The sequence below is a fragment of the Halolamina salina genome, from assembly GCF_054653455.1.
Genome location: NZ_BAAIGE010000002.1, coordinates 316,962 through 342,283, shown reverse-complemented (window position 1 = coordinate 342,283; position 25,322 = coordinate 316,962). Strand labels below are relative to the sequence as shown.

Annotated in this window: 26 protein-coding genes; 13 read left to right on the top strand and 13 right to left on the bottom strand. The window is 70.8% G+C overall.

Annotated elements, in window-relative coordinates; translation table 11 throughout:
- Window positions 1–95 precede the first annotated feature (95 nt).
- Complete coding sequence (locus ACYQZ5_RS02240; protein WP_459845001.1) at window positions 96–1,100, top strand: zinc-binding dehydrogenase; 1,005 nt, start codon at window positions 96–98, stop codon at window positions 1,098–1,100.
- Between the two features lie 4 nt (window positions 1,101–1,104).
- On the opposite strand, the gene ACYQZ5_RS02235 is transcribed toward ACYQZ5_RS02240, so the two are convergent.
- The 4 genes from ACYQZ5_RS02235 to ACYQZ5_RS02220 are packed head-to-tail and all read right to left on the bottom strand — an operon-like array spanning window position 1,105 to window position 4,081.
- Window positions 1,105–1,548 (bottom strand): FxLYD domain-containing protein, encoded by a 444-nt coding sequence (locus ACYQZ5_RS02235; protein ID WP_379818230.1) that lies wholly within the window; start codon window positions 1,546–1,548, stop codon window positions 1,105–1,107.
- A gap of 37 nt (window positions 1,549–1,585) precedes the next feature.
- Window positions 1,586–2,482: a CPBP family intramembrane glutamic endopeptidase gene (locus ACYQZ5_RS02230; protein WP_379818229.1), complete on the bottom strand. Its 897-nt coding sequence runs from the start codon at window positions 2,480–2,482 to the stop codon at window positions 1,586–1,588.
- A gap of 60 nt (window positions 2,483–2,542) precedes the next feature.
- Window positions 2,543–3,457, bottom strand: a complete 915-nt coding sequence (gene mdh, locus ACYQZ5_RS02225; protein ID WP_379732216.1) for a malate dehydrogenase — start codon at window positions 3,455–3,457, stop codon at window positions 2,543–2,545.
- 57 nt (window positions 3,458–3,514) lie between these two features.
- Window positions 3,515–4,081, bottom strand: coding sequence for a GNAT family N-acetyltransferase (locus ACYQZ5_RS02220; protein ID WP_379732215.1), 567 nt, complete (start codon window positions 4,079–4,081; stop codon window positions 3,515–3,517).
- A gap of 196 nt (window positions 4,082–4,277) precedes the next feature.
- Here ACYQZ5_RS02220 and ACYQZ5_RS02215 point away from each other — a divergent pair, with 196 nt between their 5' ends.
- Together ACYQZ5_RS02215 and gdhB are read left to right on the top strand one after the other, a co-directional pair.
- Window positions 4,278–4,448, top strand: a complete 171-nt coding sequence (locus ACYQZ5_RS02215) for a rubrerythrin-like domain-containing protein (RefSeq protein WP_379732214.1) — start codon at window positions 4,278–4,280, stop codon at window positions 4,446–4,448.
- A gap of 2 nt (window positions 4,449–4,450) precedes the next feature.
- Window positions 4,451–5,746, top strand: coding sequence for a glutamate dehydrogenase GdhB (gene gdhB, locus ACYQZ5_RS02210; protein ID WP_379818227.1), 1,296 nt, complete (start codon window positions 4,451–4,453; stop codon window positions 5,744–5,746).
- 18 nt (window positions 5,747–5,764) lie between these two features.
- Here the strand turns inward: gdhB and ACYQZ5_RS02205 are convergent, their stop codons facing one another.
- Window positions 5,765–6,424: an AIM24 family protein gene (locus ACYQZ5_RS02205; RefSeq protein ID WP_379732019.1), complete on the bottom strand. Its 660-nt coding sequence runs from the start codon at window positions 6,422–6,424 to the stop codon at window positions 5,765–5,767.
- Between the two features lie 83 nt (window positions 6,425–6,507).
- Here ACYQZ5_RS02205 and ACYQZ5_RS02200 point away from each other — a divergent pair, with 83 nt between their 5' ends.
- On the top strand, window positions 6,508–7,059 hold the full coding sequence (locus ACYQZ5_RS02200; protein WP_379732016.1) for an HIT family protein: 552 nt from the start codon (window positions 6,508–6,510) through the stop codon (window positions 7,057–7,059).
- Here the strand turns inward: ACYQZ5_RS02200 and ACYQZ5_RS02195 are convergent, their stop codons facing one another.
- Window positions 7,060–8,403, bottom strand: a complete 1,344-nt coding sequence (locus ACYQZ5_RS02195; protein ID WP_379732017.1) for a sodium-dependent transporter — start codon at window positions 8,401–8,403, stop codon at window positions 7,060–7,062. It abuts the gene before it with no gap.
- A 128-nt stretch (window positions 8,404–8,531) separates the two neighbouring features.
- On the opposite strand from ACYQZ5_RS02195, the gene ACYQZ5_RS02190 reads away from it, so the two are divergent.
- Both ACYQZ5_RS02190 and ACYQZ5_RS02185 read left to right on the top strand, forming a co-directional pair.
- On the top strand, window positions 8,532–9,440 hold the full coding sequence (locus ACYQZ5_RS02190) for a cation diffusion facilitator family transporter (protein ID WP_459844993.1): 909 nt from the start codon (window positions 8,532–8,534) through the stop codon (window positions 9,438–9,440).
- Window positions 9,441–9,480: 40 nt separating this feature from the next.
- Complete coding sequence (locus ACYQZ5_RS02185; RefSeq protein ID WP_379731940.1) at window positions 9,481–10,887, top strand: carotenoid oxygenase family protein; 1,407 nt, start codon at window positions 9,481–9,483, stop codon at window positions 10,885–10,887.
- Between the two features lie 3 nt (window positions 10,888–10,890).
- Here ACYQZ5_RS02185 and ACYQZ5_RS02180 read toward each other — a convergent pair whose 3' ends face one another.
- The gene (locus ACYQZ5_RS02180; RefSeq protein ID WP_379731939.1) at window positions 10,891–11,805 is read right to left on the bottom strand and encodes a hypothetical protein; all 915 of its coding nucleotides are present in this window, start codon (window positions 11,803–11,805) and stop codon (window positions 10,891–10,893) included.
- 63 nt (window positions 11,806–11,868) lie between these two features.
- Window positions 11,869–13,119, bottom strand: a complete 1,251-nt coding sequence (locus ACYQZ5_RS02175) for a tRNA (N(6)-L-threonylcarbamoyladenosine(37)-C(2))-methylthiotransferase (protein ID WP_379731938.1) — start codon at window positions 13,117–13,119, stop codon at window positions 11,869–11,871.
- 122 nt (window positions 13,120–13,241) lie between these two features.
- Between ACYQZ5_RS02175 and ACYQZ5_RS02170 the strand changes: the two genes are divergently transcribed.
- Window positions 13,242–14,426 (top strand): outer membrane protein assembly factor BamB family protein, encoded by a 1,185-nt coding sequence (locus ACYQZ5_RS02170; protein WP_459844990.1) that lies wholly within the window; start codon window positions 13,242–13,244, stop codon window positions 14,424–14,426.
- 9 nt (window positions 14,427–14,435) lie between these two features.
- Here the strand turns inward: ACYQZ5_RS02170 and deoC are convergent, their stop codons facing one another.
- On the bottom strand, window positions 14,436–15,071 hold the full coding sequence (gene deoC / locus ACYQZ5_RS02165; protein ID WP_459844988.1) for a deoxyribose-phosphate aldolase: 636 nt from the start codon (window positions 15,069–15,071) through the stop codon (window positions 14,436–14,438).
- 93 nt (window positions 15,072–15,164) lie between these two features.
- Between deoC and ACYQZ5_RS02160 the strand changes: the two genes are divergently transcribed.
- From ACYQZ5_RS02160 to ACYQZ5_RS02150, 3 genes are read left to right on the top strand one after another with little or no spacing between them, the layout of a single operon-like run.
- Window positions 15,165–15,968, top strand: coding sequence for a DUF63 family protein (locus tag ACYQZ5_RS02160; RefSeq protein ID WP_459844985.1), 804 nt, complete (start codon window positions 15,165–15,167; stop codon window positions 15,966–15,968).
- 55 nt (window positions 15,969–16,023) lie between these two features.
- Window positions 16,024–16,749, top strand: a complete 726-nt coding sequence (locus ACYQZ5_RS02155) for a guanosine phosphorylase (RefSeq protein ID WP_379732711.1) — start codon at window positions 16,024–16,026, stop codon at window positions 16,747–16,749.
- A complete protein-coding gene (locus tag ACYQZ5_RS02150; protein WP_459844982.1) occupies window positions 16,750–18,222 on the top strand; it encodes a universal stress protein in 1,473 nt (490 codons plus the stop codon).
- A gap of 495 nt (window positions 18,223–18,717) precedes the next feature.
- Here ACYQZ5_RS02150 and ACYQZ5_RS02145 read toward each other — a convergent pair whose 3' ends face one another.
- Window positions 18,718–19,866, bottom strand: a complete 1,149-nt coding sequence (locus ACYQZ5_RS02145) for an NAD-binding protein (RefSeq protein WP_379732475.1) — start codon at window positions 19,864–19,866, stop codon at window positions 18,718–18,720.
- Window positions 19,867–19,955: 89 nt separating this feature from the next.
- On the opposite strand from ACYQZ5_RS02145, the gene ACYQZ5_RS02140 reads away from it, so the two are divergent.
- The 3 genes from ACYQZ5_RS02140 to ACYQZ5_RS02130 are packed head-to-tail and all read left to right on the top strand — an operon-like array spanning window position 19,956 to window position 22,701.
- Window positions 19,956–21,167: a potassium channel family protein gene (locus ACYQZ5_RS02140; protein ID WP_379818419.1), complete on the top strand. Its 1,212-nt coding sequence runs from the start codon at window positions 19,956–19,958 to the stop codon at window positions 21,165–21,167.
- Entirely contained in the window at window positions 21,164–22,399 is a 1,236-nt protein-coding gene (locus ACYQZ5_RS02135; protein WP_459844980.1) for a cation:proton antiporter regulatory subunit, read from the top strand. Before ACYQZ5_RS02140 ends, ACYQZ5_RS02135 begins: the two co-directional genes overlap by 4 nt.
- 38 nt (window positions 22,400–22,437) lie before the next feature.
- Window positions 22,438–22,701, top strand: coding sequence for a ubiquitin-like small modifier protein 1 (locus tag ACYQZ5_RS02130; RefSeq protein ID WP_459844978.1), 264 nt, complete (start codon window positions 22,438–22,440; stop codon window positions 22,699–22,701).
- 42 nt (window positions 22,702–22,743) lie between these two features.
- On the opposite strand, the gene ACYQZ5_RS02125 is transcribed toward ACYQZ5_RS02130, so the two are convergent.
- From ACYQZ5_RS02125 to ACYQZ5_RS02115, 3 genes are all read right to left on the bottom strand, one after another.
- Window positions 22,744–23,889, bottom strand: coding sequence for a nicotinate phosphoribosyltransferase (locus ACYQZ5_RS02125; RefSeq protein ID WP_379732638.1), 1,146 nt, complete (start codon window positions 23,887–23,889; stop codon window positions 22,744–22,746).
- Window positions 23,890–24,038: 149 nt separating this feature from the next.
- Complete coding sequence (locus ACYQZ5_RS02120) at window positions 24,039–24,380, bottom strand: DUF8113 family protein (RefSeq protein ID WP_379818717.1); 342 nt, start codon at window positions 24,378–24,380, stop codon at window positions 24,039–24,041.
- A gap of 5 nt (window positions 24,381–24,385) precedes the next feature.
- Complete coding sequence (locus ACYQZ5_RS02115; protein WP_379818718.1) at window positions 24,386–25,252, bottom strand: ubiquinol-cytochrome c reductase iron-sulfur subunit; 867 nt, start codon at window positions 25,250–25,252, stop codon at window positions 24,386–24,388.
- Window positions 25,253–25,322: the final 70 nt, after the last annotated feature.

Sequence of the window (25,322 nt, the reverse complement as noted above, 5' to 3'; positions counted from 1 at the left end):
CCGCTGCAGTCCTCCATTTTTCGCGTACCGCAGCCTATCAGCGCCGCGTGCCGCGACCGCCGACCTCTCCCCTCGGTGGCCCGAACGTTCGGGCGATGCCATCAGAGATGACCGCACACGTCATCGAGGAGTACGGCGACCCCGACGTCTTCACCGAGACCGAGCGACCGGTCCCCGAGCCAGACCCCGGCGAGATCCGGGTCGAGGTCGTCGCCTCGAGCGTCAACCCCGTCGACTACAAGATCCGCGCGGGTCACATCCCCGACTTCGCCCCCGAGTTCCCGGCGACGCTGGGCTGTGACGTGGCCGGCGTCGTCGACGCGGTCGGCGAGGGTGTCGACCGCTTCGAACCCGGCGACGAGGTGTACGGGATGCCCGGCGGCGCCGGCCGGCAGGGCGCGCTCGCCGACTACGTCGTCGGCCACGCGGGCACGTTCGCCGACGCGCCCGAGTCGATCCCGCTCGCCGACGCCGCGGCGCTACCCGTCGTCGCGCTCACCGCGTGGGAGATGCTGACCGACAAGAGCGACGTGGGGATCGACGACGACGTGCTCGTCTACGGCGCCAGCGGCGGCGTCGGCCACGTCGGCGTACAGGTCGCCCGCTGGCTCGGCGCGAACGTGATCGCGACGGGATCGACCGCCGAGAAGCGCGACCTCGCGCTCGAACTCGGCGCCGACGCGGCCGTCGACTACACCGAAACCGAGCCCAGCAAGTACGTCGCACAGTACGCCGACGGCGCCGGCTTCGACACCGTGTTCGACCCCGTCGGCGACGACCACCTCGCGACCGCGTTCGAGGCGGTCCGACCGTTCGGCAGCGTCGTCACCACCGAGTCCAGCGCCGCCGAGGAGCTCTCGCTCGCGCCGATGCACCAGGGATCGCTGGAACTCGGCGTCGTGCTGGTGATCCTCCCGGTGCTGCTCGGCGAGGGGCAGGAGCGCGTCGGCGACGAACTCGACGACATCGCATCGCTGGTCGACGACGGCGCGATCACGCCGCACATCGACGAGCGATTCACGTTCGACGAGGTGGCCGAGGCCCACGAGCTGGCCGAGTCCGGCGAGTTCGTCGGGAAGATCCTGCTCGAGAACGAGTAACGGCTCAGTCGGCCCGTTCGACGGCGAGCCGGTAGTCCGTCACGGCTCGTGCGGCCTCGCCGCTCCCGCCGAACAGGAGTTCGACCGACCAGCGCCCGCCGGCCGCGAGGTCCGTCGTCGACGCCTCACTCTCGTCGATTACCGCGCCCGCGTCGTCGAGGAAGCGGGCGGTCGCGGTCACGTCGGCCGGCTCCGATCCGCCGTTCTCGATCGTGGCCTCGACCGCGACGAGTTCGTTCTCGCTCCCCTCGTTCGATCGCGAGAGCGTGTGCTCGACGACGCCGAGCGAGCCGTTCTCCGGCGTTCGAACCGTCGACGGCGTGGCCGTCGGGCTGGCAGTCGGTGAGTCGGTCGGGGAGTCGCGCCCGTCGCCGAGGCCGGAGCAGCCGGCCAGCCCGGTGGCGGTGGTCAGGAGGGCGGTGCGCGCGAGGAGGGCACGGCGGCGCATACCGGCCGCTCGGTCCCGAACCGCATAGTCTCTGTGACTATCTCCGGAGCAGCCACGCGGCGACGGCGAGCCACGGCAGCGCGGCCAGCACGCCCACCGGCGTCGGGCCGAGCAGCGTGTTGGGCCGCCCGGCGACGAACAGCACCGCGACGCTCGCGATCGCGTTGATCGCGCCGTGGCCGATGCTGGCGGGCCAGACGCTCCCCTCCCGGACCGTGAGCGTGGCGAGGAACGTCCCCGCGCCGACGGTGAAGACGAGGAAGGCGGCCATTCCGGTCCACGGGAACCCGGGGTAGTCGAAGCCGTAGCTGTGCCCCATCGCGACGATCGGCCAGTGCCAGACGCCCCAGATCACTCCCGAGAGGACGACCGCGCGGCGGTACCCCAGCGGCGTCAGCTTCGGCAGCAGGTACGCCCGCCAGCCGAACTCCTCGCCGAACGCGAACAGCCCGTTGACGAGCGGGGCGATCGTGAGCGCGCTGGCGATCTGAATCGCGGCCAGCAGCCGCGGGTCCATCCCGACGCCCATGCTCGCCACCTGCTCACGGAACGCGGCCATCGTCGGGTCGAACTGCCCGGGGAAGACCGCGAAGTAGAGCGCGGCGCCGACGACGGTCAGCCCCGCGGGCGCGAGCCACGCGGCGGCGTAGGTCCACATCGTCCCCTCGAACTCCGGGTAGAGCCGGTGGCGATCCCACCCCTCGCCGGTCACGAGCCGGGCGGCGACGTTCCCCACCGCGGGGCCGAACATGTAGGCGGTCGGGAGCAGCACCGCCGCGAGCGTGATCCCCTCGGCGATCTCGGGGCTGTCGGCCAGCCCGCCGGTGAGCCAGATCGCGAGTCCCGTCGCCCAGGAGACGCCGAACGCGACGGCGAGGAACACCGCAATCCGGCGGCGTTCGAGCCTCTCGGGCGTCTCGAGTCGGCCGTCCATGGCCGGCGTATCGGCGGGAGGGGAGAAAAATCGTGGTCGTGTGTCGCGTCGATAGCGCGGCTACTGGATTTTGGCGTACTGGTCGCGGAGCTTCTCGGCGGCGTCGTCCATCAGCCCGACCTCGTAGTCGGAGAGCTCCCACTCGACGACCTCCTCGACGCCGTTCGCGCCGAGCTTGACCGGGACGCCGAAGGCGGTGTCCTCGTAGCCGTACTCCCCGTCGAGGACGATACTGCCCGGCAGCACCTCGCCGGTGTCGCGGATGACCGCCTCGGCCATGTGGGCGACGCCCGTTGCGGGTCCCCACTCGGTCGCCCCTTTGCGCTCGATCACGTCCATCGCGGACTGCTGGAGGTCGGCGAGGATCTCGTCGCGCTCGTCGGGGGTGAACTCGGGGTCGCGGCCGTCGACGCGCACCTTCGAGAAGACGGGCACCTGCGCGTCGCCGTGTTCGCCGAGGATCGTCGCCTCGACGTTCCCTACCTGCGTGTCGAAGCGCTCGGAGAGCACGTAGCGGAACCGCGCGGAGTCGAGCCGGCCGCCGAAACCGATCACCTTCGAGCGGTCGCGGTCGCCGGTCTCGTACAGGTGGCGGTTCAGCAGGTCGACCGGGTTGGAGGTGGTGATGGTGACGAAGTCGTCGTTGTGCTCGGCGAGCGAGGCGCCGATGTCGTCCATGATCGGCGCGTTGTCGCCCGCGAGGTCGATCCGGGTCTGGCCCGGCTCGCGGGGGATGCCGGCGGTGATGATGACCACGTCCGAGCCGGCGGTGTCCGCGTACCCGCCTTGGCGGACGGTCGTGTTCGAGTCGTAGGCGACGCCGTGGTTGGCGTCGGCGGCCTGCCCGACGGTCACGTCCTCCTGCTCGGGGATGTCGACGTAGACGAGCTCGTCGACCACGTCACGGAGCGCGAGGTTGTACCCGGCGGCCGCGCCGACGGTCCCTGCCGCACCGACTACGCTGACTTTCGTCATGACGCATACCTGTTGGGCCAGTCCGGGATTAAACGCACCGATGGCGGCGACTGAGTGCTACTCCAGCGCCGCGGCCGGCCCGTCCCACTCGCGTTCGAGCAGGCCGTAGTGGACGGCGTCGACGTGCTCGCCGTCGAGGAACCACGCCTCGCGGGCGGCGCCCTCCTCGGCGAAGCCGAGCCGCTCACAGAGCCGCCGGGAGGCGTCATTACTCCCCGCGACGGTCGCGGAGACGCGGTGGAGTCGGTGGGCGCGGAAGCCGTAGTCGAGCAGGTGGGCGCCGGCGTCGAGCGCGTAGCCGTTCCCCCACGCGTCGGGGTGGAGCCAGACGCCGAAGTTGGCGTAGCCATCGGGCTGCTGGATCGGCGCGAGGCTGACCGAGCCGACGGGTTCGCCACCGAAATCGCCGGACTTCGGCACCACGAGCAGTTCGACCCCGTCGTCGTCGTTCGGCAGCGGCCAGCGGTCCTCGCGGTACGCCGCCTCGGAGACGGGCGTCCGGAAGCGCGTGACGTGGCGCCGGACCTGTGGGTGGTTCTCGGCCTCGACGAGGAGCGGGATGTCGCCCTCGTCTGGCGGCCTGAGTTCGATGCGGTCGCCGTCGATGAACGTCGCGTGTGGCATCGGTGTGTGGTCGATCGGTGTTGCGAGCGATACGTCGGTGACGCCGGCTATCGCGAACGGAGGGAGCCGGAACGGGCGATGGCGTTGGGCACGTTCCGTCGGGTGCGGTCGGCAGCGGTATAGCAGTTCGGAGGGAGTGTGACAGTCCCTCACGGCACGGTCGTAACGGGGTGATGAAGGACATTTCTCTCCATTAGTGGACAACTCCGTGGAATCGGCCGTCGAGACGCCGAGTATATCCCCGCCGGCGTGCTACCGGGACGGGAGAACCGCCCAACTGAGGAACGTTGGACGGACCGACAGCCAACCACTCATCTGCCCCGACTGCGGCGGAGAGATGCGTAACCGACGAACCAGACTCGAGTAACAGTGAGCCCCACGACAGAGGACACGACCGAGCGGGAGAGTAGCGAGGCGACAGAACACGAGTCGGCGCTGGAGACGGCCAAGCGCCAACTCCACAGCGCGGCCAAGCACGTCGACGTCGACGAGAACGTGGTCGAGCGGCTGAAACACCCGAAGAAGGTCCACGAGGTGACCGTGCCGATCGAGCGCGACGACGGCTCCGTCGACGTGTTCACGGGCTACCGCGCCCAGCACGACAGCGTCCGCGGCCCGCACAAGGGCGGCCTGCGCTACCACCCCGAGGTGACCCGCGACGAGTGTGTCGGCCTCGGGATGTGGATGACCTGGAAGTGTGCGGTGATGGACATCCCCTTCGGCGGCGCGAAAGGCGGGATCGCGGTCAACCCCAAGGAGCTGAGCGAGGACGAAACCGAACGGCTCACCCGCCGGTTCGCGGAAGAACTCCGCGACGCCATCGGCCCGAACAAGGACATCCCCGCGCCGGACATGGGGACCAGCCCCCAGACGATGGCGTGGCTGATGGACGCCTACTCGATGCAGGAGGGCGAGACCACCCCGGGCGTCGTCACGGGGAAGCCGCCGGTCGTCGGCGGCAGCGAGGGCCGCGACGAGGCGCCGGGCCGGAGCGTCGCGATCGTCGCCCGCGAGGCCGCCGACTACTACGACATGCCGCTGTCGGAGACCTCGGTCGCGATCCAGGGGTACGGCAGCGTCGGCGCCAACGCGGCGCGCCTGCTCGACGAGTGGGGCGCGAACGTCGTCGCCGTCAGCGACGTGAACGGCGGGATCTACGACCCCAACGGGCTCGACACCAGTTCGATCCCCAGCCACCACGAGGAGCCGGAAGCGGTGCTCAGCCACCCCGCGCCCGAGAAAGTGAGCAACGACGAACTGCTCGAACTCGACGCGGACGTGCTGATCCCCGCCGCCATCGGCAACGTCATCACCGCCGAGAACGCCGAGGACGTGCAGGCCGACGTGATCGTCGAGGGCGCCAACGGCCCGACGACCAGCACGGCCGACGAGATACTCGAGGAGCGCGGTATCCCGGTGGTTCCGGACATCCTCGCCAACGCCGGCGGGGTGACCGTGAGCTACTTCGAGTGGCTGCAGGACATCAACCGTCGCGCGTGGTCGCTCGACCGCGTCCACCGCGAACTCGAGTCGGAGATGGTCGAGGCGTGGGAGACGGTGTGCGACCGCCGCGAGGAACACGACGTGAGCTGGCGCGACGCCGCCTACATCGTCGCGCTCACGCGGGTCGCCGAGGCCCACGACAGCCGCGGCCTCTGGCCGTAAGTCGGGGCCGCCCGCCGCCTACATCTGGCCGCCTTCCTCGTACGGCTGGACGACAACGAACCCCTCCTCGCCGGTGAACTCCATCTGCATCGACTCGCCGGACTGCTGGCCGATCTCGATCATCTTGTTCGTCCCGATCGAGGGCGAGAGGTTCGAGCTCCACGCGACGGTGGCGTCGGGGTCGGTCGTCACCGGCGGCGAGATCACCAGCGGGTCGCCGTGGGTGGAAATCGCCACGTCGCCGGGGCCGGAGAGGAAGACGTTCGTCAGCCCGCCGGCGGCGGCGCCGGAGAGGCTGCCGATCGTGCCGATCTCGTAGTCGATCTGCTCCTCGAACGCGAGCACGTCGGTGCCGTTGACCGAGATCGACTCCCCCTCGTCCAGCGAGAGTATCTGCACTTTCTTGCCCTGATCCGCGAGGTACAGCGAGCCGGTTCCCTCCGCCTCCATCACCGGCGTTCCCTCGTCGGTGACCGCCTCCTTGACGAGCCCCGTGAGCCCGCCCTCCGCGGAGGACCTGCCGGTGAACGTCAGATCGCCGGTGTAGGCGACCATCGTGCCCACCTTGACGGTGGTCAGCCCGTCGACGGGGATCTTCAGCAGACGGTTGTTCTCCTTCTGAAAGCCGTTCGCTTCGGAGTCAGGGCCGTTGGCGTCGATGAACTGCTCCAGCTCCATGGGGACGGTCGGCATTGTGTCGGCATCCGTGAAAAAGCCCGGGCGTCCAGAACCACTAACCGCCGGCCACACGACGCCCGGGTATGGAACAACTGTTCGCCCCGTGGCGGATCGACTGGGTCGAGCGCGACCCCGAGGACGACGAGGTCGACGGCTGCCCGTTCTGTGTACTGCCCGAGCGTGACGACGACCGCGAGAGCCGGATCGTCGCCCGGAGCGAACGCTCGTTCGTGATTCTCAACAACGCCCCCTACGCGCCGGGGCACGTGATGGTCATCCCCGACCAGCACACCGGCGAGTGGGCCGACCTCTCCGACGCGGAGCTACTGGACCACGCGAAGCTGAAAGTCGCCGCCATCGACGCGCTGGAGGCGGCGTTCGGGCCGGACGGCGTCAACGCCGGCGAGAACCTCGGCGGCGACGCCGCCGGCGGCTCGATCGACGACCACCTCCACACCCACCTGATCCCGCGCTGGTCGGGTGACACGAACTTCATGCCGATCGTCTCGGACACGAAAGTCATCGTCGAGGCGCTGGAGGAGAGCTACGACAAGCTCCACGAGGCGTTCGCGGCGCTGCCCGATGCCGCCGACGGAGCCGAAAAAACGGACGCGGTCGAACTGCGGTTCGACTGACTACAGGAACGGCAGCCCCGGCGACGCGTAGATGGAGGTGACGCCGAGGTACAGCGTGATGAACACGCCGACGAACACGACGGTCCGCAGCCACCAGATCCAGAGGTTGGCGACGCTCGCGTCGGCGCTACTGCCCTGCTTGATCTCGTCGACCGCTTCCGGCCCGTACACCCAGCCGACGAAGATCACGCCCAGCAGCACCGAGGCGGGCAGGAGGACGCTGTACGCCAGCGTGTCGAACCAGCCCAGCCACGCGGTGTCCCACGCCGCGAGCGTGCCGAGCAGGAACAGCGCGCCGCCGAAGCCGAACGCGGTCGGCTTCCGGTTCCAGTCGTACTTGTCGACGCAGTAGGAGGTGACGACTTCGAGCAGGCTGATCGCGGAGGAGAGCGCCGCGACCAGCACGACGAAGAAGAACAGCGCGCCGACGGCCCGGCCCGCCATCCCGAGGTTCGCGAACGCCTGTGCGACCGAGACGAACAGCGCGCCGGGACCGCCGCCGGCGGCGCTCTCCGGCACCGTCCCGAACTGGACGAACAGCAGCGGGATCACGACCAGCCCCGCCAGCACGCCGATCGCGGTGTTGAGGCCGACGACCAGTCCGCCGTCGGCGGGCAGGCTCTCGTCCTCGCCGATGTAGGACGCGTAGGTGATCATCGCGCCCATCCCCAGCGAGAGCGAGAAGAACGCCTGACTCACCGCGAAGGGGATCACCGAGCCGAGGTTGTTCGCGAGGTAGCCCAGATCCGGCGAGAGGTAGTAGCCGTAGGCGGGGCCGCTCCCGCCGAGGGTGAACGCGTACACCGCGAGGCCGACCAGCATCACGACCACCGAGGGGACCATCAGCTTCGTCGCCTTCTCGATCCCGTCCTCGACGCCGAACGCGACGATCCCCGCGGTCAGCGCCATGAACACCGCGTGGAACGCGATCGCCTCCCAGCCCACCGACACCGCGCCGAAGTACGCGGCGGTGTCGCCGAAGTAGCCGCCGGTCAGGCTCCCGATCACGTACCGGATCACCCAGCCGCCGACGACGCTGTAGTACGACAGGATCCACAGCCCCGTGAACAGTCCCAACCCCCCGACGACGGTCCACGCCGGGTGGTCGAGCCGGTCGAACGCCTCGACCGCGTTGATCTTCGCCCGACGGCCGATCGCGAACTCGCCGAGGATCGTCGGGAGGCCGATGAGCACGGCGGCGAACAGGTACACCAGCACGAACGCCGCACCGCCGTTCTCCGCGGTCTTGAACGGGAACTGCCAGATGTTCCCGAGGCCGACCGCGCTCCCCACCGCAGCAAGGATGAACCCCGCACGCGTCGTCCACGTCTCTCGTTGTGCCATATGTCCGCAAGCCGTTCATCCGATACAAGTTTTTATCGGTTCACCCCGCAACGAACGTGAGAAGTCCGACAGAACGGGCCGAACGCGACCACTCAAGTCAAGTACCGGCGCGCCCCGAATCCGGCCGCATGGAGCGCAAGGGGGCAGTCCGCCGGGTCGGCGTCGTCGTGCTCGCCGCCAACCTCGCGCTGGCGCTGCTGAAGACGGGGGTCTGGCTGGAGACGGGCAGCCTCGCGCTCGTCAGCGAGGCGGTCAACAGCGCCTCCGACGCCGTCTACAGCGCGGTCGTCGTCGCCGGCCTCTACCTCACCACCCAGCCGCCGGACTTCGAACACCCCCACGGCCACGAGCGCATCGAGCCGTTCGTCGCGCTGTTCGTCGCCGCGGGCGTGCTCGCCGCCGGCACCGGGGTGGCGTACTCGGGGGCCACCTCGCTGCTCGCTGGATCCTACTCTGCCGTCTCCCCGGTCCCCGCGGTCGTGCTCGGCGTCGGCGCCGTCGCGAAGTACGCGCTGTATCGCTACTGTCTGCGCGCCGGCGAGACTCACCGCTCGCCGGCGTTGGTCGCCACCGCGAAGGACAATCGGACCGACGTGTTGACCGCGGTCGCGGCACTCATCGGCGCGGGCGGCGCCGCGGTCGGCTACCCCGTGCTCGACCCGATCGCCGCGCTGGTGGTCGCCGTCGGCATCCTGCTGACCGGCGTCGACATCGTCCGGGACAACGTCGGCTACCTCGTCGGCGCCGCGCCGCCGGAGGACCTCCGGGCGGCGATCGTCGACGCCGCGCTCGCCCACCCCGAGGTGCGGGGCGCCCACGACGTGGTCGCCCACTACGTCGGCCCCGAGGTCGACGTGAGCCTCCACATCGAGGTCGAGGGCGAACTGACGGTTCGGGAGGCCCACGACATCGAGACGGAGGTGATCAACGCCATCCGCGACCTGCCCGAGGTCGACGACGCGTTCGTCCACGTCGATCCCAAGGAGCTCGGCGAGTGGAAGGAGGACGACCGCTGGCGCGACGAGCGCGTCGGCTGACCGGGCGAGCGCTTATTCGGCTCCGCGCCCCAGCACCGCCATGGCCGGCTACGAGGCGGGCTTTCACGATCTGACCGAGGGGGTCCGCGACCGCGACCTGCCCGTCGAGGGCGACGTGCCGGCGTGGCTCGACGGCGCGCTCTACCGGAACGGCCCCGCACGCTGGACCGTCGGCGACGCCGAGGCCGACCACTGGTTCGACGGGCTGGCCCACCTCACACGCTTCTCTTTCGACGACGGCGCGGTGCGGTACACTAACCGCTTCCCGCGGACCGACGCCTACCGCGCCGCCGTCGAGGACGGCAGCTTCGCCGGCCAGTTCTCCTCGACCGACGGCTACCTCAGCCGCGTGAAATCGATGCTCGCCGGCGATGCGACCGACAATGCCAACGTCCACGTCGCCCGCATCGGCGGCGACCTCGTCGCGCTGACGGAGACGCCGAACTGGCTCCGGATCGACCCGGAGACGCTGGAGCGCCGGGGGGCGCTCGACTACGACGACGAGGTGACCGCCCACCACGTCACCGCCCACCTCCGGCAGGACCCCGACAGCGGCGCCCACTGGGGCTACTTCACGAAGTTCGGCAGACACAACGAGTACGTCCTCTTCCGCATCCCCGAGGGAACCACGCGCCGGGAACGGGTCGGCAGCGTCCGCGTGGAGAAGCCGGCGTACATGCACAGCTTCGCGCTCACGCCGACCCACGCGGTGCTGGTCGAACCGCCGCTGGTCACCCGCCCCGCGAGGTTCCTACTGCCCGGCTCGGGCGGCTTCATCGACAACTACGACTGGGAGCCGTCACGCGGGACGCGCTTTCTGGTCTTCCGGCGCGACTCCGGCGAACTGGTCCGGGAGGCGACGGTGCCGGCATTCTTCACGTTCCACACCGCCAACGCGTTCGAACGCGAGAGCGACGGCACGACCGAACTCGTCGTCGACCTCGTGGCGTACGACGACGACAGCGCGGTGACGGACCTCTCGATGAGCGCGCTCCGGGGCGGCGACGCCGGCTTCCCCTCGGGCGAACTCCGGCGCTACCGGCTCCCGCTCGATGGCGGCGAACCGGGCCACGACCACCTCGCCAACGAGGTGGAGATGCCGCGGTTCTCCCCGCGGGTCCACACCCGCGAGTACGAGCACGTGTTCGCACAGTCGACGGAGATGGACGGCGGCAACGCGCTGGTCCGCGTAGACGTGGCTGGTGAGAACCCCGGCGTGGCTCGCCGCTGGGAGGAACCGGGGGTGTTCTCGGGCGAGCCGATCTTCGTCCCCCGCCCCGAGGGCGACGCGGAGGCCGACGGCGTCGTGCTCTCGCTCTGCCTCGACGCCGACGCCGAGCGGTCGGTGCTGCTCGTTCTCGACGGCGACCTGACCGAACTCGCGCGGGCGCCGCTGCCCCACGCTGTCCCCTTCGGCTTCCACGGGGAGTATTTCGTGTCGGGCTGACGATCAGGCGGTGCTGGTCCCGCCGACGACGGTGATCTCCCGCTCGGCGTCGACGTGCCCCGAGAGCCGGAGCGTCGCCGACCCCTCGTCGGCGTGCGTGTACTCGGTGTCGATCGAGAGCGACGCCGTCACCGTCCCGCCGGCGTCGACGGAGCGCTCGATCAGGTGGGACTCGTCGTCGTCGGCGATCCGTGTCGGCCAGTAGGCGGCCGCGAGGAAGCGGCCCGCGGTCTCCGTGGTGTTCGTCGCCGTCAGCTCCACCTCGAGTGTCTCCCCGCGGTCGACGCTGTCGGGCACCGAGAGCGAGTCGAGTTCGAACGACGGCGCCGACGCCGCGAGCGTCTCGCGGACGTCGTCGGGCAGTTCCCACTCCCCCGACTCGCCGCCGCGTTCGAGGACGATCCGCACGTCGTCGGCGTCCAACGGCGAGTCGAGTTCGAACGCGACGTAGCGCGGACCGTCGCCGCCGGTGAGGTTGGGACCGCCGACGATCCCGCCCTCGTGGCCGGCGACGGCGTAGTTCTGAGCGCCTTCGTCGCCCGGGTCGACCGCCGCCCACGACTCGCCGCCGGCGCGGAGGCTGAACGCCTCCGTCTCCAGTTCGGCGTCGCTGCGGACCGAGGCGACGACGAACTGCCGTCCCTCGGGGGCGACGACGCCGCCCGAGCCCATGATCGACTCGTAGGTCACCGCTTTCTCCGCCACCACGTCGAACACGGCGACGGTGGCGCCGCCGACGGTTCGCTCGGACGCCGCCGGCGGCGGAACCTCGGTGTCGGACGGGGACCCCTTCGGTTCGGTGGGCGAGTCGGTCGGTGAGTCGGTGTTTCCCGGCGTGTCGCCGATGCAGCCGGCGGTCACGAGCGCCGCGGCGAGGCCGAGGCTCCCCGCGAGGAACTCTCGTCTGTTGGAGGGCATCGGCCGAAAATCGGGGCGGCGAGCGTAAGAAGCCTTGTGGGGGCAGAACGGGGCGGCGTTAGGTCAGACCGGCGTCCCGAACGCGTACACCGTCTGGTGGCTGTCGACCTCGACCTCGGCGAAGTCGCCGGGTTCGAGGCCGTGCTCGCTGGCGTTCTGGACGACGATCTGGCGGTAGGCGGAGTCGCGGCACTTCACCGAGTCGCCGGTCCCCTCCTCGACCACCAGCACCTCACGGGTGGTGCCCACGAGCTCCTCGTACGCCTCGGCGACGATCTCCCGCTTGAGTTCGCTCATCGCCTTCGAGCGGTCCTTCTTGGTCTGCCCGCCCAGTCCCTTCATCTCGGCGGCGTCGGTGCCGGGGCGCTTCGAGAAGCGCGTGACGTTCACCTTCTCCGGGCGGACCTCGCGGAACAGCGCCATCGACTGCTCGTGGTCGGCCTCGGTCTCGGTGGGGAAGCCGACGATGAAGTCCGTCGAGAGCGTCCAGTGGTCGAGGGTGTCGTCGAACGTCTCGACGATGTCGACGAACTTCTCGACGCGGTGCTGGCGGCGCATGTCTTCCAGCACGTCGTCGCTGCCGGACTGGACCGGTGCGTGGAGGAAGTCGTACAGCTTCTCGTTCTCGGCGTACACCTCGGCCAGCTCCTCGCGGATGCCGTGGACGCCGCCGGGGTTGGCCATCCCCACCCGGACCCGGAACTCCCCGTCGATGTCGCAGATGCGGTCGAGCAGTTCGGGCAGCTTCCGCTCGCCCTCGTCCCAGCCGTAGACGCCGGTGTCCTGCCCCGTGACGCGGATCTCCTTCGCGCCGGCGTGGACCAGCGCGCGGGCCTTCTCGACGTTCTCCTCGACGCTCGGGGAGTCGATCCGGCCGGTGGCCTGCTTGGTGATGCAGTACGAGCAGTTGCTCATGCAGCCCCGGGCGATGGGGAGGATGCCGACGACGCCGTCCAGCACGGGCTCGACGCCCGGGCCGGGCGTGGGACACTCGCCGTTGGTGACGGCCTCGGGCACGTCGTCCCAGTGGAGCACCTGCGCGTCAAGGTCGGCCTGCTCGAACTCCTCGCTCTGGGCCAGCGCCATGCAGCCGGTGACGATCAGGTCGGCGGTCTGCTCGTCGAGTTCCTGCGCCCGGCGGAGCATGTTGCGCTCGGTCTTCTCGACGACCGTACAGGAGTTGAGAATCGACACGTCCGCCTCTTTCGGCCCGTCCACCCGGTAGTGGCCGGCGTCGCGCAGCGCGCTCTCGATCGACCGACTCTCACCCCGGTTCGACGTACAGCCGTACGTCTCGATGTGGTAACGGGCCATCTTCGTCGGAACTGGGCGAGCGGCGCGCAAAAGCCCGACGGTTCCGTGCCCGTTCGACAGCGAGTCCCGACCGGGAGGAACAGAGGTACTTTCTTGCGCGTGGCCCAGAAATCGAGGGAGTGATGCCCTCCAGACGCGCGTTCCTCGCGGCAGTTAGTACCGGCGTCGCCGGCGGCCTCGCCGGCTGTATCGACGGAGCCAGCGGCGACGGCGCTCCCTCGCCCGGCAGCGACGGGAGCACCGAGTGGCCCGTCCGGAACTACGACCGCTTCGGCACGGCGTACGCCTCCGACGCTGCCGTCCCCCGGTCGGGACCGAGCGAGCGCTTCAGCACGCCCCTCGACGGGACCCCGCGCGGGCGCCCGGTCCTCGCCGGCGGGCGGGTGTTCCAATCCACGTGGGCCGGCATCGAGACGTTCGACGCCGAGAGCGGCGAGAGGCTGTGGACCTTCCGCGAGACGGACGACGAGGGGGCCAGCTACTACACCTCGCCGGCGGTCCACGACGGGATTGCGTACCTCGGCACCGAGTCCGGTCTCGTCGCCGTCGACGCCGAGAACGGCGAGGAGCAGTGGCGGGTCGAAACCGACGGGCGGGTCAGCGCGTCGCCGGTCCCCGGCATCGAGTGGGGGGCGCTGTACGCTGGCAGCGACCGCGGGGAGGTGCTCCGGATCAGCCCGGACGGCGACGTCGAGTGGCGGACCTCGGTGTACGGCGAAGTGACCCATCTGGTCTCGGCCCAGATGGCCGGCGTTACCGCGGCGACCAGCGGGGGCGAACTGTTCACCCTCTACGACGGCCGCGGCCTCTGGCGGCAGAAGGTGCCCGGGAAGGTAACCGCTGTCGCCGGGCGATCCGGGAACGACCTGTTCGTGGCGACGTTCGGCGGCGGCGTCCTCTGTCTCCGGACGGCCGCCCACGCGGGCCGAGTCGCGTGGCACGCCGAGAACGGCCCGGTCGCCGACGGGGCGCTCGTGCTCGCCGACGGCGCGGTGTTCGGCGGCGATCTCTCGGGCGTCGACCGACTCGACGCGGACGACGGGAGCCGAGGGTGGGAACTCGGCGACGACACCTACTCCGTCGCGGCCGCGGGGGACACGCTGTACACCGGCGCCGACGGCGCGGTCGTCGCCCGGCCGCTCTCGGGCGGGACTGGGGTCGGCTCCGCCCGCGTGAACGCCGAGCGGTTCCGGTACGGTATCGGCGAAGAGGCCTCGGCGATGGGCGTGACCCCGGCCGACGGCGCGCTGTTCGCCGGCGTGACCGACAGGGGGGACGGCGAGGAGCGACTGATCGCGTTGGAGTGAGGATCCTGTTTACTCGGGCGCGCCCTCGACGATCTCGACACCCGAACTCGCGCCGATGCGTTCTGCGCCTGCCTCGATCATCGCCATCGCCTCCTCGTAGCTCCCGACGCCGCCGGAGGCCTTGACGGGCAGGTACTCGCTCATCAGCTCCACGTCGGCCACCTCGGCGCCGCCGTCGGCGAAGCCCGTCGAGGTCTTCACCATGTCGGCGCCGGCGGCCTCGGCGGCCTCGCAGGCGGCGTGTTTCTCGTCGTCGCCGAGCAGCGCCGTCTCGATGATCACCTTCACCGGCAGCGGCGTGGCGGCGACGACCTCGGCCAGCTCGTCCGCGACGGCGTCGGTCTCGCCCCCTCGCAGTCGGCCGACGTTGATCACCACGTCGAGCTCGTCGGCGCCGTCGCCGTCGGCGACGACCGCCTCCTCGCGCTTGGCGGCCGAGGCGTGCTGGCCGTGCGGGAAGCCGATCACCGTCGCCAGCGTCACGTCGGGCGCGTACTCCGCGGCCTCGGCAACGTAACACGGCGGGATGCAGGCGTTCATGCCGTACTCCGCGGCCTCGTCGAGGACGCGCTTCGTGTCGGGCCACGTCGTCTCGGGGCCGAGCACCGTGTGGTCGATCCGGGGGGCGAGTTCGTCGCGGTTCATAGCCGTCCCTGTGCAGCCCGCGGTGAAAAACACCGCCGCTACGCGGCGGCGCGCTCCGTAAGCCTTTCCGCCTCACCGCTCCCCCCGGGAACCATGGTACTCCCCGCCGGCTTCGCGCTGCCGCCGCTGCCGTACCTGCTCGGGCTGCTGCTCGCCGGCGGCGCCGTCGCCGTCGGCCTGCGGCGCCGCGACCCGCCGGTGTCGCCCCGGCTCGTGCTCGCGCTCGTCCCGTGGATGCTCGCGGGCGCGTGGCTCCACGTCCTCGACGTGGTCGGCGCCGTCCCGGACGCGGTCGCCCCGCTGCTCGGTACGCCCGCGGCGTACGTCACGACCGCCGTGCTCGCCGGCGCGGTCTGGCTCGCAGTGGAGGCCGACGACGGGAACGAACGCCCGTTCGCCGCCGCCGGCGCCGGTCTCGCCCTGATCGCGCTCGTCGTCGGCTTTCGTTGGGGATTCGCCGAGGGGACGGTCAGCGTCGTCTGGCCGGCGATCGCGGCCGTCCTCGGCGTCGGCGTCGGAATCGGCGTCTGGCTCGGCCTGCGCCGCGTCGCCCCGTCCATCGGCGACGCCGGCGTCGCGGGCGGGCTGGCGATCGTCGCCCACAGCCTCGACGGCGTTTCGACCGCGATCGGGATCGACGTGCTCGGCGCGACCGAGCGGACGCCGCTCTCGCGGGCGGTGATCGAGTTCGGCGCGACGCTGCCGACCGCCGACCTGTTCGGGAGCGCGTGGCTGTTCGTGCTGGTGAAGCTCGCGCTCGCCGGCGGGATCACGGCGCTGCTCGCGGAGTCGGTCCGGGAGGCGCCCCGCGAGGGCCGACTGCTGCTCGCGTTCGTCGCCGCCGTGGGGCTTGGCCCCGGCGCGCACAACCTCCTGCTGTTCTCGATCACGGCCTGATCCGACGCCCGGCCGGACCGCGGCGCTTTTGCCCTCGCCGCCGGCAACCGCGAGTATGGCCAAACAGCCCCACCTGCTCGTCGGCGACGGCGACGTGAACGAGATCGCGCTCATCCCGGGCGACCCGGGTCGTGTCGACCGCATCGCCGCCCAGTGTGAGAACGTCGAGGAGGTGTCCCAGAACCGCGAGTACAAGGTCGTCAACGCCGAGTACGAGGGGACCGAGCTGACGATCTGCTCGACGGGGATCGGCTGCCCCTCCGCCGCCATCGCGATCGAGGAACTGCACAACGTCGGCGTCGAGACCGTCCTCCGCGTGGGCACCACCGGCGCGCTGCAGGAGGAGATCGAGATCGGCGACATGGTCGTCGCCACCGGCGCCGCCAAGGAGGAAGGGACGAGCAAGCGCTACGAGTCCGCGACCTACCCCGCGGTGCCGGACTACGACGTGCTCTCGAACCTCGTCGACGCCTCGGAGGCCAACGACGAGGACGTCCACGTCGGCCCGATCGTCTCCGACGACGCGTTCTACAACGAGAGCGACGAGTTCGTCGAGGACTGGGAGGAAGCCGGCCTGCTCTGCATCGAGATGGAGGCCGCCGCGGTGTTCTCGCTGGCTCGCCGCCGCGGGATGGCCGCGGGCGCGATCTGTACGGTCGACGGCAACCTCGTGAAGGGAACCCAGAAGGGCGAGACCGAGGAGGACGAACTCCCCGAGAAAGCCAAGGACAACGTCGAGCGCGCCATCGGGATCGCGCTCGACGCCGTCGCCGCGCTCTGAATGGGCCTCCGGGAGCGAGTCCGCGCGATCTGTCGGCGCTGTCGGTCCGTCGAGCGCCGCGAGGTCGCCGAGTTCCGGCGCTGGGCGGAGAACACCGACAACCTCGTCCGCCTCTCGGCGCTGGTGTTCGTCCCGCTGCTGATCGCGCTGGTGACGCTGCTCTCGAACGCGGTCGCGGCGCTGCCGTATCTCCTCTTCCCGCCGCTGGCCTCGGGGGCGTACACGCTGTTCGTCCGCCCGGAGAGTCGCTACGCGTCGCCGCGGCGCTTCGTCGGCGGGATCACCGCGGGCGCGATCTGTGGCTGGATCGCGTTCGTGGCCGCCGAACGGCTGCTCCCGAGCGCCGCGGGGGGGACCGTCCCCCCGATCGCCGCCGCCAGCGCGATCGCGCTCACCGCGATCGTGACGTGGGTGCTCGACGTCGAGGAGCCGTCGGCGTTCTCCTCGGCGCTGCTGGTGCTGGTCGTCGACATGGGGACCGGGACCGTCGTGCTCCGCCCGCTGTCGCTGTTCGTGCTCGAACTCTCCCCGCGCTCGGCGTACGTCGTCAGCGTCCTGCTCTCGACGGCGCTGGTGGCCGGCGCCTTCGCCGTCTGGGACAAGACGGTGTACGAGCGCCGGGCGACGTACCTCTACGGCACGACCCACGGCGACGACCACGTGCTCGTCCCGGCCCGCGGCGAGAACGACGCCGAGAGCGCGACGATGGCGGCCCGGATCGCCGCCGACCACGACGCCGGCAAGGTGGTGCTGCTCGACGTGCTCGACGGGATCGACGCCGACGTGCTTGCGGCCCACCGCGGCGAGGGCGACCCCGAGTCGGTCGACGAGGCCGACGCCGAGCGCGTGCGGGGGGCCGCCGAACGGCTCGACGGGATCGCCGAGCGCCTGCGGGCCGACTACGGCGTCCCGTGTGAGGTGATCGTCGCCAGCGGCGACCCCGCGGCGACGGTGCTCGACACCGCCGAGCGCGCCAACTGCGACCTCGTGATCACCCCCTACGAGACCGAGGACGGCGCGCTCTCGCCGTACATCCGGACGGTGCTCTCCGGCCCCGTCGACGCCATCGTCCACCGCTCGACCGGGACGACCGACTGGCGGCGGGTGATGGTGCCGATCGCCCGGCCCGGCGATACGGCCCACGCGATGGTGGACTTCGCGAGCCGACTGGCCGGCGACGACGGCCGGGTGAGTGTCTGTACCTGCATCGACGCCGACGGCTCGCGGCGGGCCGCCGAACACCGCCTCTCGAACGTCGTCGAGACGTTCGACGGGCCCGTGGAGACGCGGGTCGCCCGGGCGGAGATTACGACGTACATCGAGGAGAACGCCGGCGCGTACGATCTGGTGATGCTCGGCTCCTCCGGCGAGCGCTCGACGGCCTCGCGGCTGATCTCGCCGCCGACGTTCAAGCGGTTGAAGGAGGTGGACTGCGACGTGGCGGTGGTGGATCGGGGCGATGTTGGACGGTGATTGTTGGGTTCAGCGAGGGAAAGCGTCGACACTCGGTGGGTCGTTGGTAACTGCAACAGCAACCGCAACAGCGACTCGTTCGTAGACCACTTGCGACCGCAGTGTGCCGGGCACGAGGCCCGGCACGGTACCGAGTCCCCACCCCTCCCCCCGCGGCCGGCGACGATCGCCGGCCGCGAGGCGTCCACCGCGACCGCACCGCGGCGGCGGTGGCGCGCGACGTGAGCAGGGCGAGACCGAAGGTCTCGCTGGCCGTGCGGGCGACGCTTGGGTCGCCCGCACGACGCCTCCGTGCGCGAACGAGCGCGCGAGGGACGAGTGACTGAGCGACAGCGAAGGAACGAGTCGGCTGGGGAGGCCTGTGGGCTGTGCGGAGCGGTCGCGGTTACAAGTGGTCTACGAACGAGTTGCTGTCGTCGAGTCCGTCAGCTATGACGTTCCAGAGATCAGGCGGAGGCACGCCAACGTTCCAGAATCGCCCACTGTTTCAAACGACTACTCCTCGCCCAACAGATCGCTCGCCTCGCGCTCACTATCCCCCTTTCCCATCGCCGCCTCGACCAACAGATGCCCGCCGATGGCGGCGGGGCTGATCACCGTGTCGGCGCCGGCGCGCTTGAGCTTGCTCACGTTCTCCCGCTGGGTCACGCCGACCGCGATGTGGATCTCGGGGTTGAGCTGGCGGGCGGTCAGGATGCTCAGCGCGTCCTCGGCGTCGCTGTTGGTGGCGGCGATGACGGCCCGCGCCCGGTCGATCCCGGCGCTCTCCAGCGGCTCCTCGTCGCTCGGGTCGGCCGTCAGGACGTGCACGTCGCGGTTGGCCAGCCGTCTGGTCGCCGCCTCGTCCTCGGTGATGACGACGAACCGCACTTGGTCTTCCAGTTCTTCGAGAATCGGTTCGGTCAGGTCGCCGTAGCCGAGAACCAGCACGTGGTTCTCGAGCGTGTCGAGTTGTTGTTCGGTCATGCGTCCGAGTGCGGCGGAGAGTCGGGCCTCGATCATCGGCGTCAGCACGACACCGAGCGCGACCGCGAAGGAGGCCACCGAGAGCAGGATCGCCGACATGGCGAACAGCCGCGCCTGCTCGGTCTGGGCGTAGATGTCGCCGTACCCCACGGTGCTGCCGGTGACGAGCGTGTAGTAGAACGCGTCGGTGAGGCTGTCGACGCCGTGGAACTCGTCGCGGAACGCGTAGGTGCCGGCCGTGCCGTACGCCTGTGCGGCCACCAGCGAGCCGGTCGCGGCGAGCTGGGTCGTCGTCAGGTCGAGCTCGTTGTCGAACGTCCGACGGTTGAGCAGGACCACCAGCAGGGTGATCAGCGACAGCGCCACCAGCGGGTAGGAGTACTCGCTGGCCTGTAGCAGCCCCTGTGCGGCCGTGATCGGCAGCATCACGACCGTCAGGTACCAGCCCAGCCGGTAGCGGCTCTGGAGCATGAACGCCCCGGCCAGCGTGAGAAACCCCGTCAGCGCGCCCGTGAACCCGACCGTCTGCCGGACCATCGGCGGGATGTACGGCGCCAACGGGCCAGTGACCGTCGTCGTCGAGATGTTGACGATACCCGTCCCCACCGACAGCGCGGCGACGGCGAACGTCAACAGGATGGAGGCGCGCACGCCGAGCCAGTCCCGGTCCCACTGCATACGTGAGGAGTGACGGAGCGGGTACTTAAATGGCAGCCGATCCGGCCGACGCCGGTACGTCTATGTCTCCCCCACCGCTGGCTGTGCGTATGGCGTCGTTTCCGCTGCAGGTCCTGCTCGGGGTGTACCTCGGGCTGGTGACGGGCATCGTCCCCGCGCTGGTCTCTTGGGGGCTGGGGTTCGCGTTCAAGTACTTCACCAACGTCACCATCCCCGGGTTCGGTACCGTCGTCCTCGCGCTCGCGATCGCGGGGGTCAACGGCGGCCTGCTCGCGCTCAACGACAAGGCGATCACGAACAGCACGAACGGCGTCGCGGTGCTCGTCGCCATCGTCGTCGTGCTGATGCTGTCGATGTACGCCCACGCGAAGGGCGACCAGATGGGGGCGGCGACGCCCAAGCGGCTCACGCTGAAGAAGCTCGCCGGCCGCACCCTCTCCAGCGACGTCGTGGAGTTCGTCGGCAACCGCGGGCAGGTGAAGCTGAACATCACCGGCGAGGTGGGCGATCTGGAGGGGTACCCGCCGCTGCCCGCGGAGCTCCGAGCGGAGATCCGCGAGGCGTCGATCGCGCTGCCGGCGGACCTTCCGATCTCCGAGCTCGAACACCGCGCCGAGGACCAGCTCCGGACCGAGTTCGATCTCGTCGACGCGTCGGTCCGGATCGACGAGCGCGGGCACGCGACCGTCGCCGCCGCGCCGCCGACCGCCGGGCTCTCCAAGCGCGTCCCCAACGGGAAGCGCGCGGTGTCGCTGACGACGCTGGTGCCGACGGGGCTGGCCGCCGGCGACGAGGTCCGGCTCCGCACGGCCGACGCCGAGTACGACGGGACGGTCGTGAGCGTCCGCCCCGGGAAGGAGGGGGAGACGCCCGCGGTCACCGACGGCGGCGAGGACGTTGCTGCACCGTCGACGCCAGCCGCCAAGACCGCCGCGGGCGGGCGCGACCGCGTGACCGTCGCCGTGACTCGCGAGGCGTCGCGGGCGCTGATCGCGCACGAGGTGACCGGGCTGACGGTGCAGTCCCGCGGCGAGCGCGAGGAATTCGAGCTGCTGGCGCTGCTGCGGCGCTCGGGCAAGCGCCTCCGCCGGGTGACGGTGAAGGAGGGCGGTCCCCTCGACGGCCACGGGCTGGGCGAGGTGGGCGTCCACTCGACGTACGGCGTGGTCGTGCTCGCGGGGCGGAGCGACGGCGGCTGGACGGTCGCCCCCGATAGCGAGTACGTCCCCGCGGCCGGACAGGAGCTGTTCGTCGTCGGCGCGCCCGCCGACCTCGACGCGTTCGCGGAGGTGGCGGCGTGATCCTCCAGATGCTGCTCGGCGACGTGGCGGTGCTCCCGGCGCTCGGGGGGCTGTTCGGGCTTTCGGTGCTCGCCTTCTTCGTCTCCGGGGGCGTCTCGGTGGCCTACCGCTGGTACTTCCGGGAGCCGATCCCGCGCGGGCTGGCGGCGCTGTTCGGCGTCGCGACCGTCGCGCTCTACCTCAACACGGTCGGCCTGCTGGGGCGGGTGATCGGGACGCCCGGCGGCGATCCCTTCGACGCGGTCGGCATCGGCATCGACCTGCTCACGCTGCTGTCGGCGTTCGTCGCCACGATCCCCGGCCGCCGGCTTGGCGACTCGCTCCGCTCGGGGGTGCTGAGCGCGGCGGGCGCCCGCGAGGTCAACGCCAGCGTCGGGCGCGCGCTCCGCGGCGTCGCCCGGCTCTCGGCGGTCGAACTGCCCGCGACCGACGAGATCGAGGACATGGCGAGCCACGACCCCGTCCCGGCGGCGGTGAAAGACGAGCTGGGCGGGAAGACGCTGCTGTTCCCGCGCGCGGGCACCGAGACGCTCCGGGAACGGCTGGTGACGCGGCTGAAGGAGGACTACGGCGTCGGCTACGTCGACGCCGAACTCGACGACGACGGGACGGTGACCTACCTCGCGCTCGGCTCCCGGCTGGCGGGGATCGGCCCCACGCTCGGCCCGGGCACCTGCGCCGTCGCCGTCGAGGCCGACCCCGCGAGCGACGCCGGCCCGGGCGACATCGTGCAGGTGTGGACGACGCCCGAACCCGCTCCCCCAGCGACGGAGAGCGACGCCGAAGCCGCCGACGCCGAGGCTCCGGCGGCCGCGACGCCGGCGCCGAGCGAGGTGGAGGGAGCCAAGCGCGTGACGACCGCGGAACTGCGCGCGACCGCGGGCGAGACGGTGACGCTCGTCGTCGACGAGGGCGACGCCGAAGCGCTCTCGCCCGACGAGCGCTACCGGCTGGTGACGCTGCCGGTGAGCGCACGCGCCGACCAGGAGTTCGCGTCGCTGCTGCGCGCGGCCGACGAGACGCTGGGCGTCGTCGACGTTCCCGAGGGAAGCCCGCTCGTGGGGACCACGGTCGGCGACCTCGCGGTCGCCGTCGTCGCGATCCGGGAGTCGTCGGGGACGCTCGACTCGCTGCCCGCCCGCGAGCGCGCGCTCGAACCCGGCGACTCGGTGTACGCGATCGGCCGGCCGGACGTGCTGCGGGGACTGGAGGAGCGGGCCCTGCCCGAGTGAGCGCAACGCTCTTTTCCGCCCGTCGCCCACCCCCGACCATGCAGTGGAAGCTCTTCGCTGATCTCGCCGAGGCCGCCGGCGAGCGCACCGTCACGGTCGACGTCGACGCCGGCGCGACCGTCGACGACGCGCTCGACGCGCTCCTGACGACGAAGCCGGCGCTCGCCGAGCGGGCGCTGAACGAGGACGGCGAACTCCGGGAGCACGTCAACCTCCTCAAGAACGGCGAGAGCGTCGACGGCGACGCGACCGTCGACGCGGGCGACGAACTCGCGCTGTTCCCGCCGGTCAGCGGCGGATAGGACGCTCCGCCCGCGTACCGTCCTACCAGTTCTCCCGAGAACTCACTCCCGCGGGAAACCGACGTGTGCGGCGTCGGCGAGGGCGCGGTCGGCCGCCGCGTCGATATCGAACTCCCGAACGAGCTCACCGTCCCGGAGCAGCGGCTCCAGCAGCGCCTCGCCGTCGGCGCCGCGGTCGGCGAGCGCGACGTGGTGGCCGCCGTCGTCGGTCCGGTACACCTGTTTCGTCCCCGAGAGCTTCCCGCGCTTGGCGGCTGGCTCGCCGTCGACTTCCACGATGTCCAGCGCGAAGTCGATCGGGTCGGCGTTGCTGACGTAGCCGCCGACGCCGAACCCGTCGACGGTGTCCCGGAGGTGGCGGATGCTCGCGGGGTCGATGCCGCCGCTGACGAACACGTCCACGTCCCCGTGGCCGCGGGCGTCGAGCTCCCAGCGAACCTCGCGGACGATGTGGCGGAAATCCCCCCGCCGGGAACCGGTCGTGTCGAGGCGGACGCTGTCGAGGTCGTCGCCCAGCGTCTCGACCGCACGGAGCACCTCGTCGACCTCGTCGGAGTACGTGTCACACAGCGTCACCCGCGGCACGTCGGGGTCGACCGCCTCGTCGAACGCGCGCCAAGCGTCCTCCTGATTCCCGCGGCCGAAACAGATCAGCAGCGCGTGTGGCATCGTCCCGCCGGCCTCGCGGCCGAGCACCTCGCCGGCGGCGACGTTCGAGATGCCGTCCAGCCCGCCGATCAGCGCCGAGCGCTCGACCATCGCGCCGATCGAGGGGTGGACGTGTCGAGTCCCGAAGCTCAACACGGTCGACTCCGGCGCGGCCCGGCGGGCCCGGAGCGCGTTGGTCGCGACCGCCGAGGCGTGGGAGAGAAAGCCCAGAAGCGCCGTCTCGTAGCGCGCGAAGTCGAGGTAGTTCCCCTCGATCCGGCAGACCGGCCCGCCGTCGAACAGCGTCCCCTCCGGCAGCGCGTCGGCGTCGATCGGCAGCCCCTCGAGGAGGTGGGCGGCGTCTTTCAGCCCCGCGAGCAGTTCGAACTCGCCGGTCGGGAACTGGTCGGCGGTCACCTCCGCGACGACGTGGGGGTTCCGTCCCGCGTGGGAGAGCGTCTCGGTCGTCCGGTCGAAGTAGGCGTCGGTCGCGTCGCCTGACTCGATCGCCTCGGGTGAGATGATGTCGAACTCGCTCATGGTGTGGCCCCCGCAGTCGCGGGGAGCAGTGTGTCCGAACTCGTGGGCGTGTGAACAAAAAGTCCCGTCTATCGGTGGCGGCCGGAGAACGAGGGTCTTCAGCCGCGCGGTTCGAACGCGAGGCGTCTCAGCCCGGCGGGGCCGGGTCCCTACTCGGATTCGTCCAACTGCTCGGCCAGCGTCACCGCGTCGCCGGCCACGGTCGTGTAGTCGACGCCCGCCTCGTCGGCGACCAGCCGGATGTGAGAGGCCAGCAGCGAGAGCGCCTGCATCCCCTCCTGCTGGGCGTCGTCGGCCCGCTGGGCGAACGTGGAATCGACCTCGCGGCCGTCGCGGACGACGCCGACGTAGAGGGCGGTGGCGTCCTCGTCGAGCAGATCGCGGGCCTCCTCGACCCGGCGGGCGAACGCCGGATCGTCGGCGTCGTCGCCGGCGGGTGCGCCCTCGCTCCCACCGTCGGCGTCCGGGCTGTCCTCGAACTCGTCGGCCACGGGAATCAGTCGTCCGGCCGGGGCCGGGCGACGAACAGCGTCTGGACGATGCTGAACGGGTCGTAGACGGACTGGTGGCAGGCGCAGTAGACGCCGTCCTCGCCGCCGAAGGAGGCCGAGGAGGAGTTCTGCTTGTACCCGGGGACACAGCAGAAGTGGGTACACTTGTTGAGCCACGCGAGGAACCCCTTCTCGGTGCTGGCCTGCAGCCAGTTCACGATCGACTGATCGGCGTCGGTGTTGCCGTTCGCGATCTCCTCGATGATCGGGCTCCGGATCACCTGGATCGGGATGGTGTTCTCGGTACCCTCCGAGCGCCAGCGCCCGGTCGCGGGCTTGCCGAGACCGGCCTCGCCGATGCCGTTGCCCCAGCTCTCGTAGTCGTCGAACATCTCGACGTTGAGGCGGTCACCCTCCTCCAGCGCCTCGCTCTGCCAGTCGTAGTCCGGACCGGCGATCGAGCGGAAGTAGTTCTCGGAGTCGTAGCTCGGGACGATCCCCTCGTAGGACTCGACGCCGCAGTACTGGAACCACTCCGAGGAGTACGTCTGGCCGCCCATCTCGGTCTCCGCGACCTCGATGGTTCGGCCGCCCTGTTCGACCTCCTTCACCTCGGGCCAGACGCCCTTGAGGTACCCCTCGTCGTCGATCTCGACGGGGATCTGGGGCATCCCGCGCGGCGCGGGACCCGCGGTGTTCTCGATGGCCATCGCGGTCGTCGAGCCACCCCCCTCCCCGGGGGATTGGGTCGCGGAGTTGATGCCGACCGCGCCGGTCATGCCGACGGCGGCCAGCCCCGCGCCGCCGACGACCCCCTTGACGAACCGCCGACGCCCGGACTCGGCGGGATACTTGTCCTCGTCTGCGCTCATGCCCGAGATGTCGGTCCCGCGTTCTCAAAAGCATGACGAAGCACCCATGCGGGCGGCGGGTCGGCCGAGA

Bases quoted from the DNA above. Each gene is read 5' to 3' on its own strand.
- ACYQZ5_RS02240 (WP_459845001.1), top strand. From the start codon at position 96: ATGCCATCAGAGATGACCGCACACGTCATCGAGGAGTACGGCGACCCC.
- ACYQZ5_RS02235 (WP_379818230.1), bottom strand. From the start codon at position 1,548: ATGCGCCGCCGTGCCCTCCTCGCGCGCACCGCCCTCCTGACCACCGCC.
- ACYQZ5_RS02230 (WP_379818229.1), bottom strand. From the start codon at position 2,482: ATGGACGGCCGACTCGAGACGCCCGAGAGGCTCGAACGCCGCCGGATT.
- mdh (WP_379732216.1), bottom strand. From the start codon at position 3,457: ATGACGAAAGTCAGCGTAGTCGGTGCGGCAGGGACCGTCGGCGCGGCC.
- ACYQZ5_RS02220 (WP_379732215.1), bottom strand. From the start codon at position 4,081: ATGCCACACGCGACGTTCATCGACGGCGACCGCATCGAACTCAGGCCG.
- ACYQZ5_RS02205 (WP_379732019.1), bottom strand. From the start codon at position 6,424: ATGGAGCTGGAGCAGTTCATCGACGCCAACGGCCCTGACTCCGAAGCG.
- ACYQZ5_RS02200 (WP_379732016.1), top strand. From the start codon at position 6,508: ATGGAACAACTGTTCGCCCCGTGGCGGATCGACTGGGTCGAGCGCGAC.
- ACYQZ5_RS02195 (WP_379732017.1), bottom strand. From the start codon at position 8,403: ATGGCACAACGAGAGACGTGGACGACGCGTGCGGGGTTCATCCTTGCT.
- ACYQZ5_RS02190 (WP_459844993.1), top strand. From the start codon at position 8,532: ATGGAGCGCAAGGGGGCAGTCCGCCGGGTCGGCGTCGTCGTGCTCGCC.
- ACYQZ5_RS02185 (WP_379731940.1), top strand. From the start codon at position 9,481: ATGGCCGGCTACGAGGCGGGCTTTCACGATCTGACCGAGGGGGTCCGC.
- ACYQZ5_RS02180 (WP_379731939.1), bottom strand. From the start codon at position 11,805: ATGCCCTCCAACAGACGAGAGTTCCTCGCGGGGAGCCTCGGCCTCGCC.
- ACYQZ5_RS02175 (WP_379731938.1), bottom strand. From the start codon at position 13,119: ATGGCCCGTTACCACATCGAGACGTACGGCTGTACGTCGAACCGGGGT.
- ACYQZ5_RS02170 (WP_459844990.1), top strand. From the start codon at position 13,242: ATGCCCTCCAGACGCGCGTTCCTCGCGGCAGTTAGTACCGGCGTCGCC.
- deoC (WP_459844988.1), bottom strand. From the start codon at position 15,071: ATGAACCGCGACGAACTCGCCCCCCGGATCGACCACACGGTGCTCGGC.
- ACYQZ5_RS02160 (WP_459844985.1), top strand. From the start codon at position 15,165: ATGGTACTCCCCGCCGGCTTCGCGCTGCCGCCGCTGCCGTACCTGCTC.
- ACYQZ5_RS02155 (WP_379732711.1), top strand. From the start codon at position 16,024: ATGGCCAAACAGCCCCACCTGCTCGTCGGCGACGGCGACGTGAACGAG.
- ACYQZ5_RS02150 (WP_459844982.1), top strand. From the start codon at position 16,750: ATGGGCCTCCGGGAGCGAGTCCGCGCGATCTGTCGGCGCTGTCGGTCC.
- ACYQZ5_RS02145 (WP_379732475.1), bottom strand. From the start codon at position 19,866: ATGCAGTGGGACCGGGACTGGCTCGGCGTGCGCGCCTCCATCCTGTTG.
- ACYQZ5_RS02140 (WP_379818419.1), top strand. From the start codon at position 19,956: ATGGCGTCGTTTCCGCTGCAGGTCCTGCTCGGGGTGTACCTCGGGCTG.
- ACYQZ5_RS02130 (WP_459844978.1), top strand. From the start codon at position 22,438: ATGCAGTGGAAGCTCTTCGCTGATCTCGCCGAGGCCGCCGGCGAGCGC.
- ACYQZ5_RS02125 (WP_379732638.1), bottom strand. From the start codon at position 23,889: ATGAGCGAGTTCGACATCATCTCACCCGAGGCGATCGAGTCAGGCGAC.
- ACYQZ5_RS02115 (WP_379818718.1), bottom strand. From the start codon at position 25,252: ATGAGCGCAGACGAGGACAAGTATCCCGCCGAGTCCGGGCGTCGGCGG.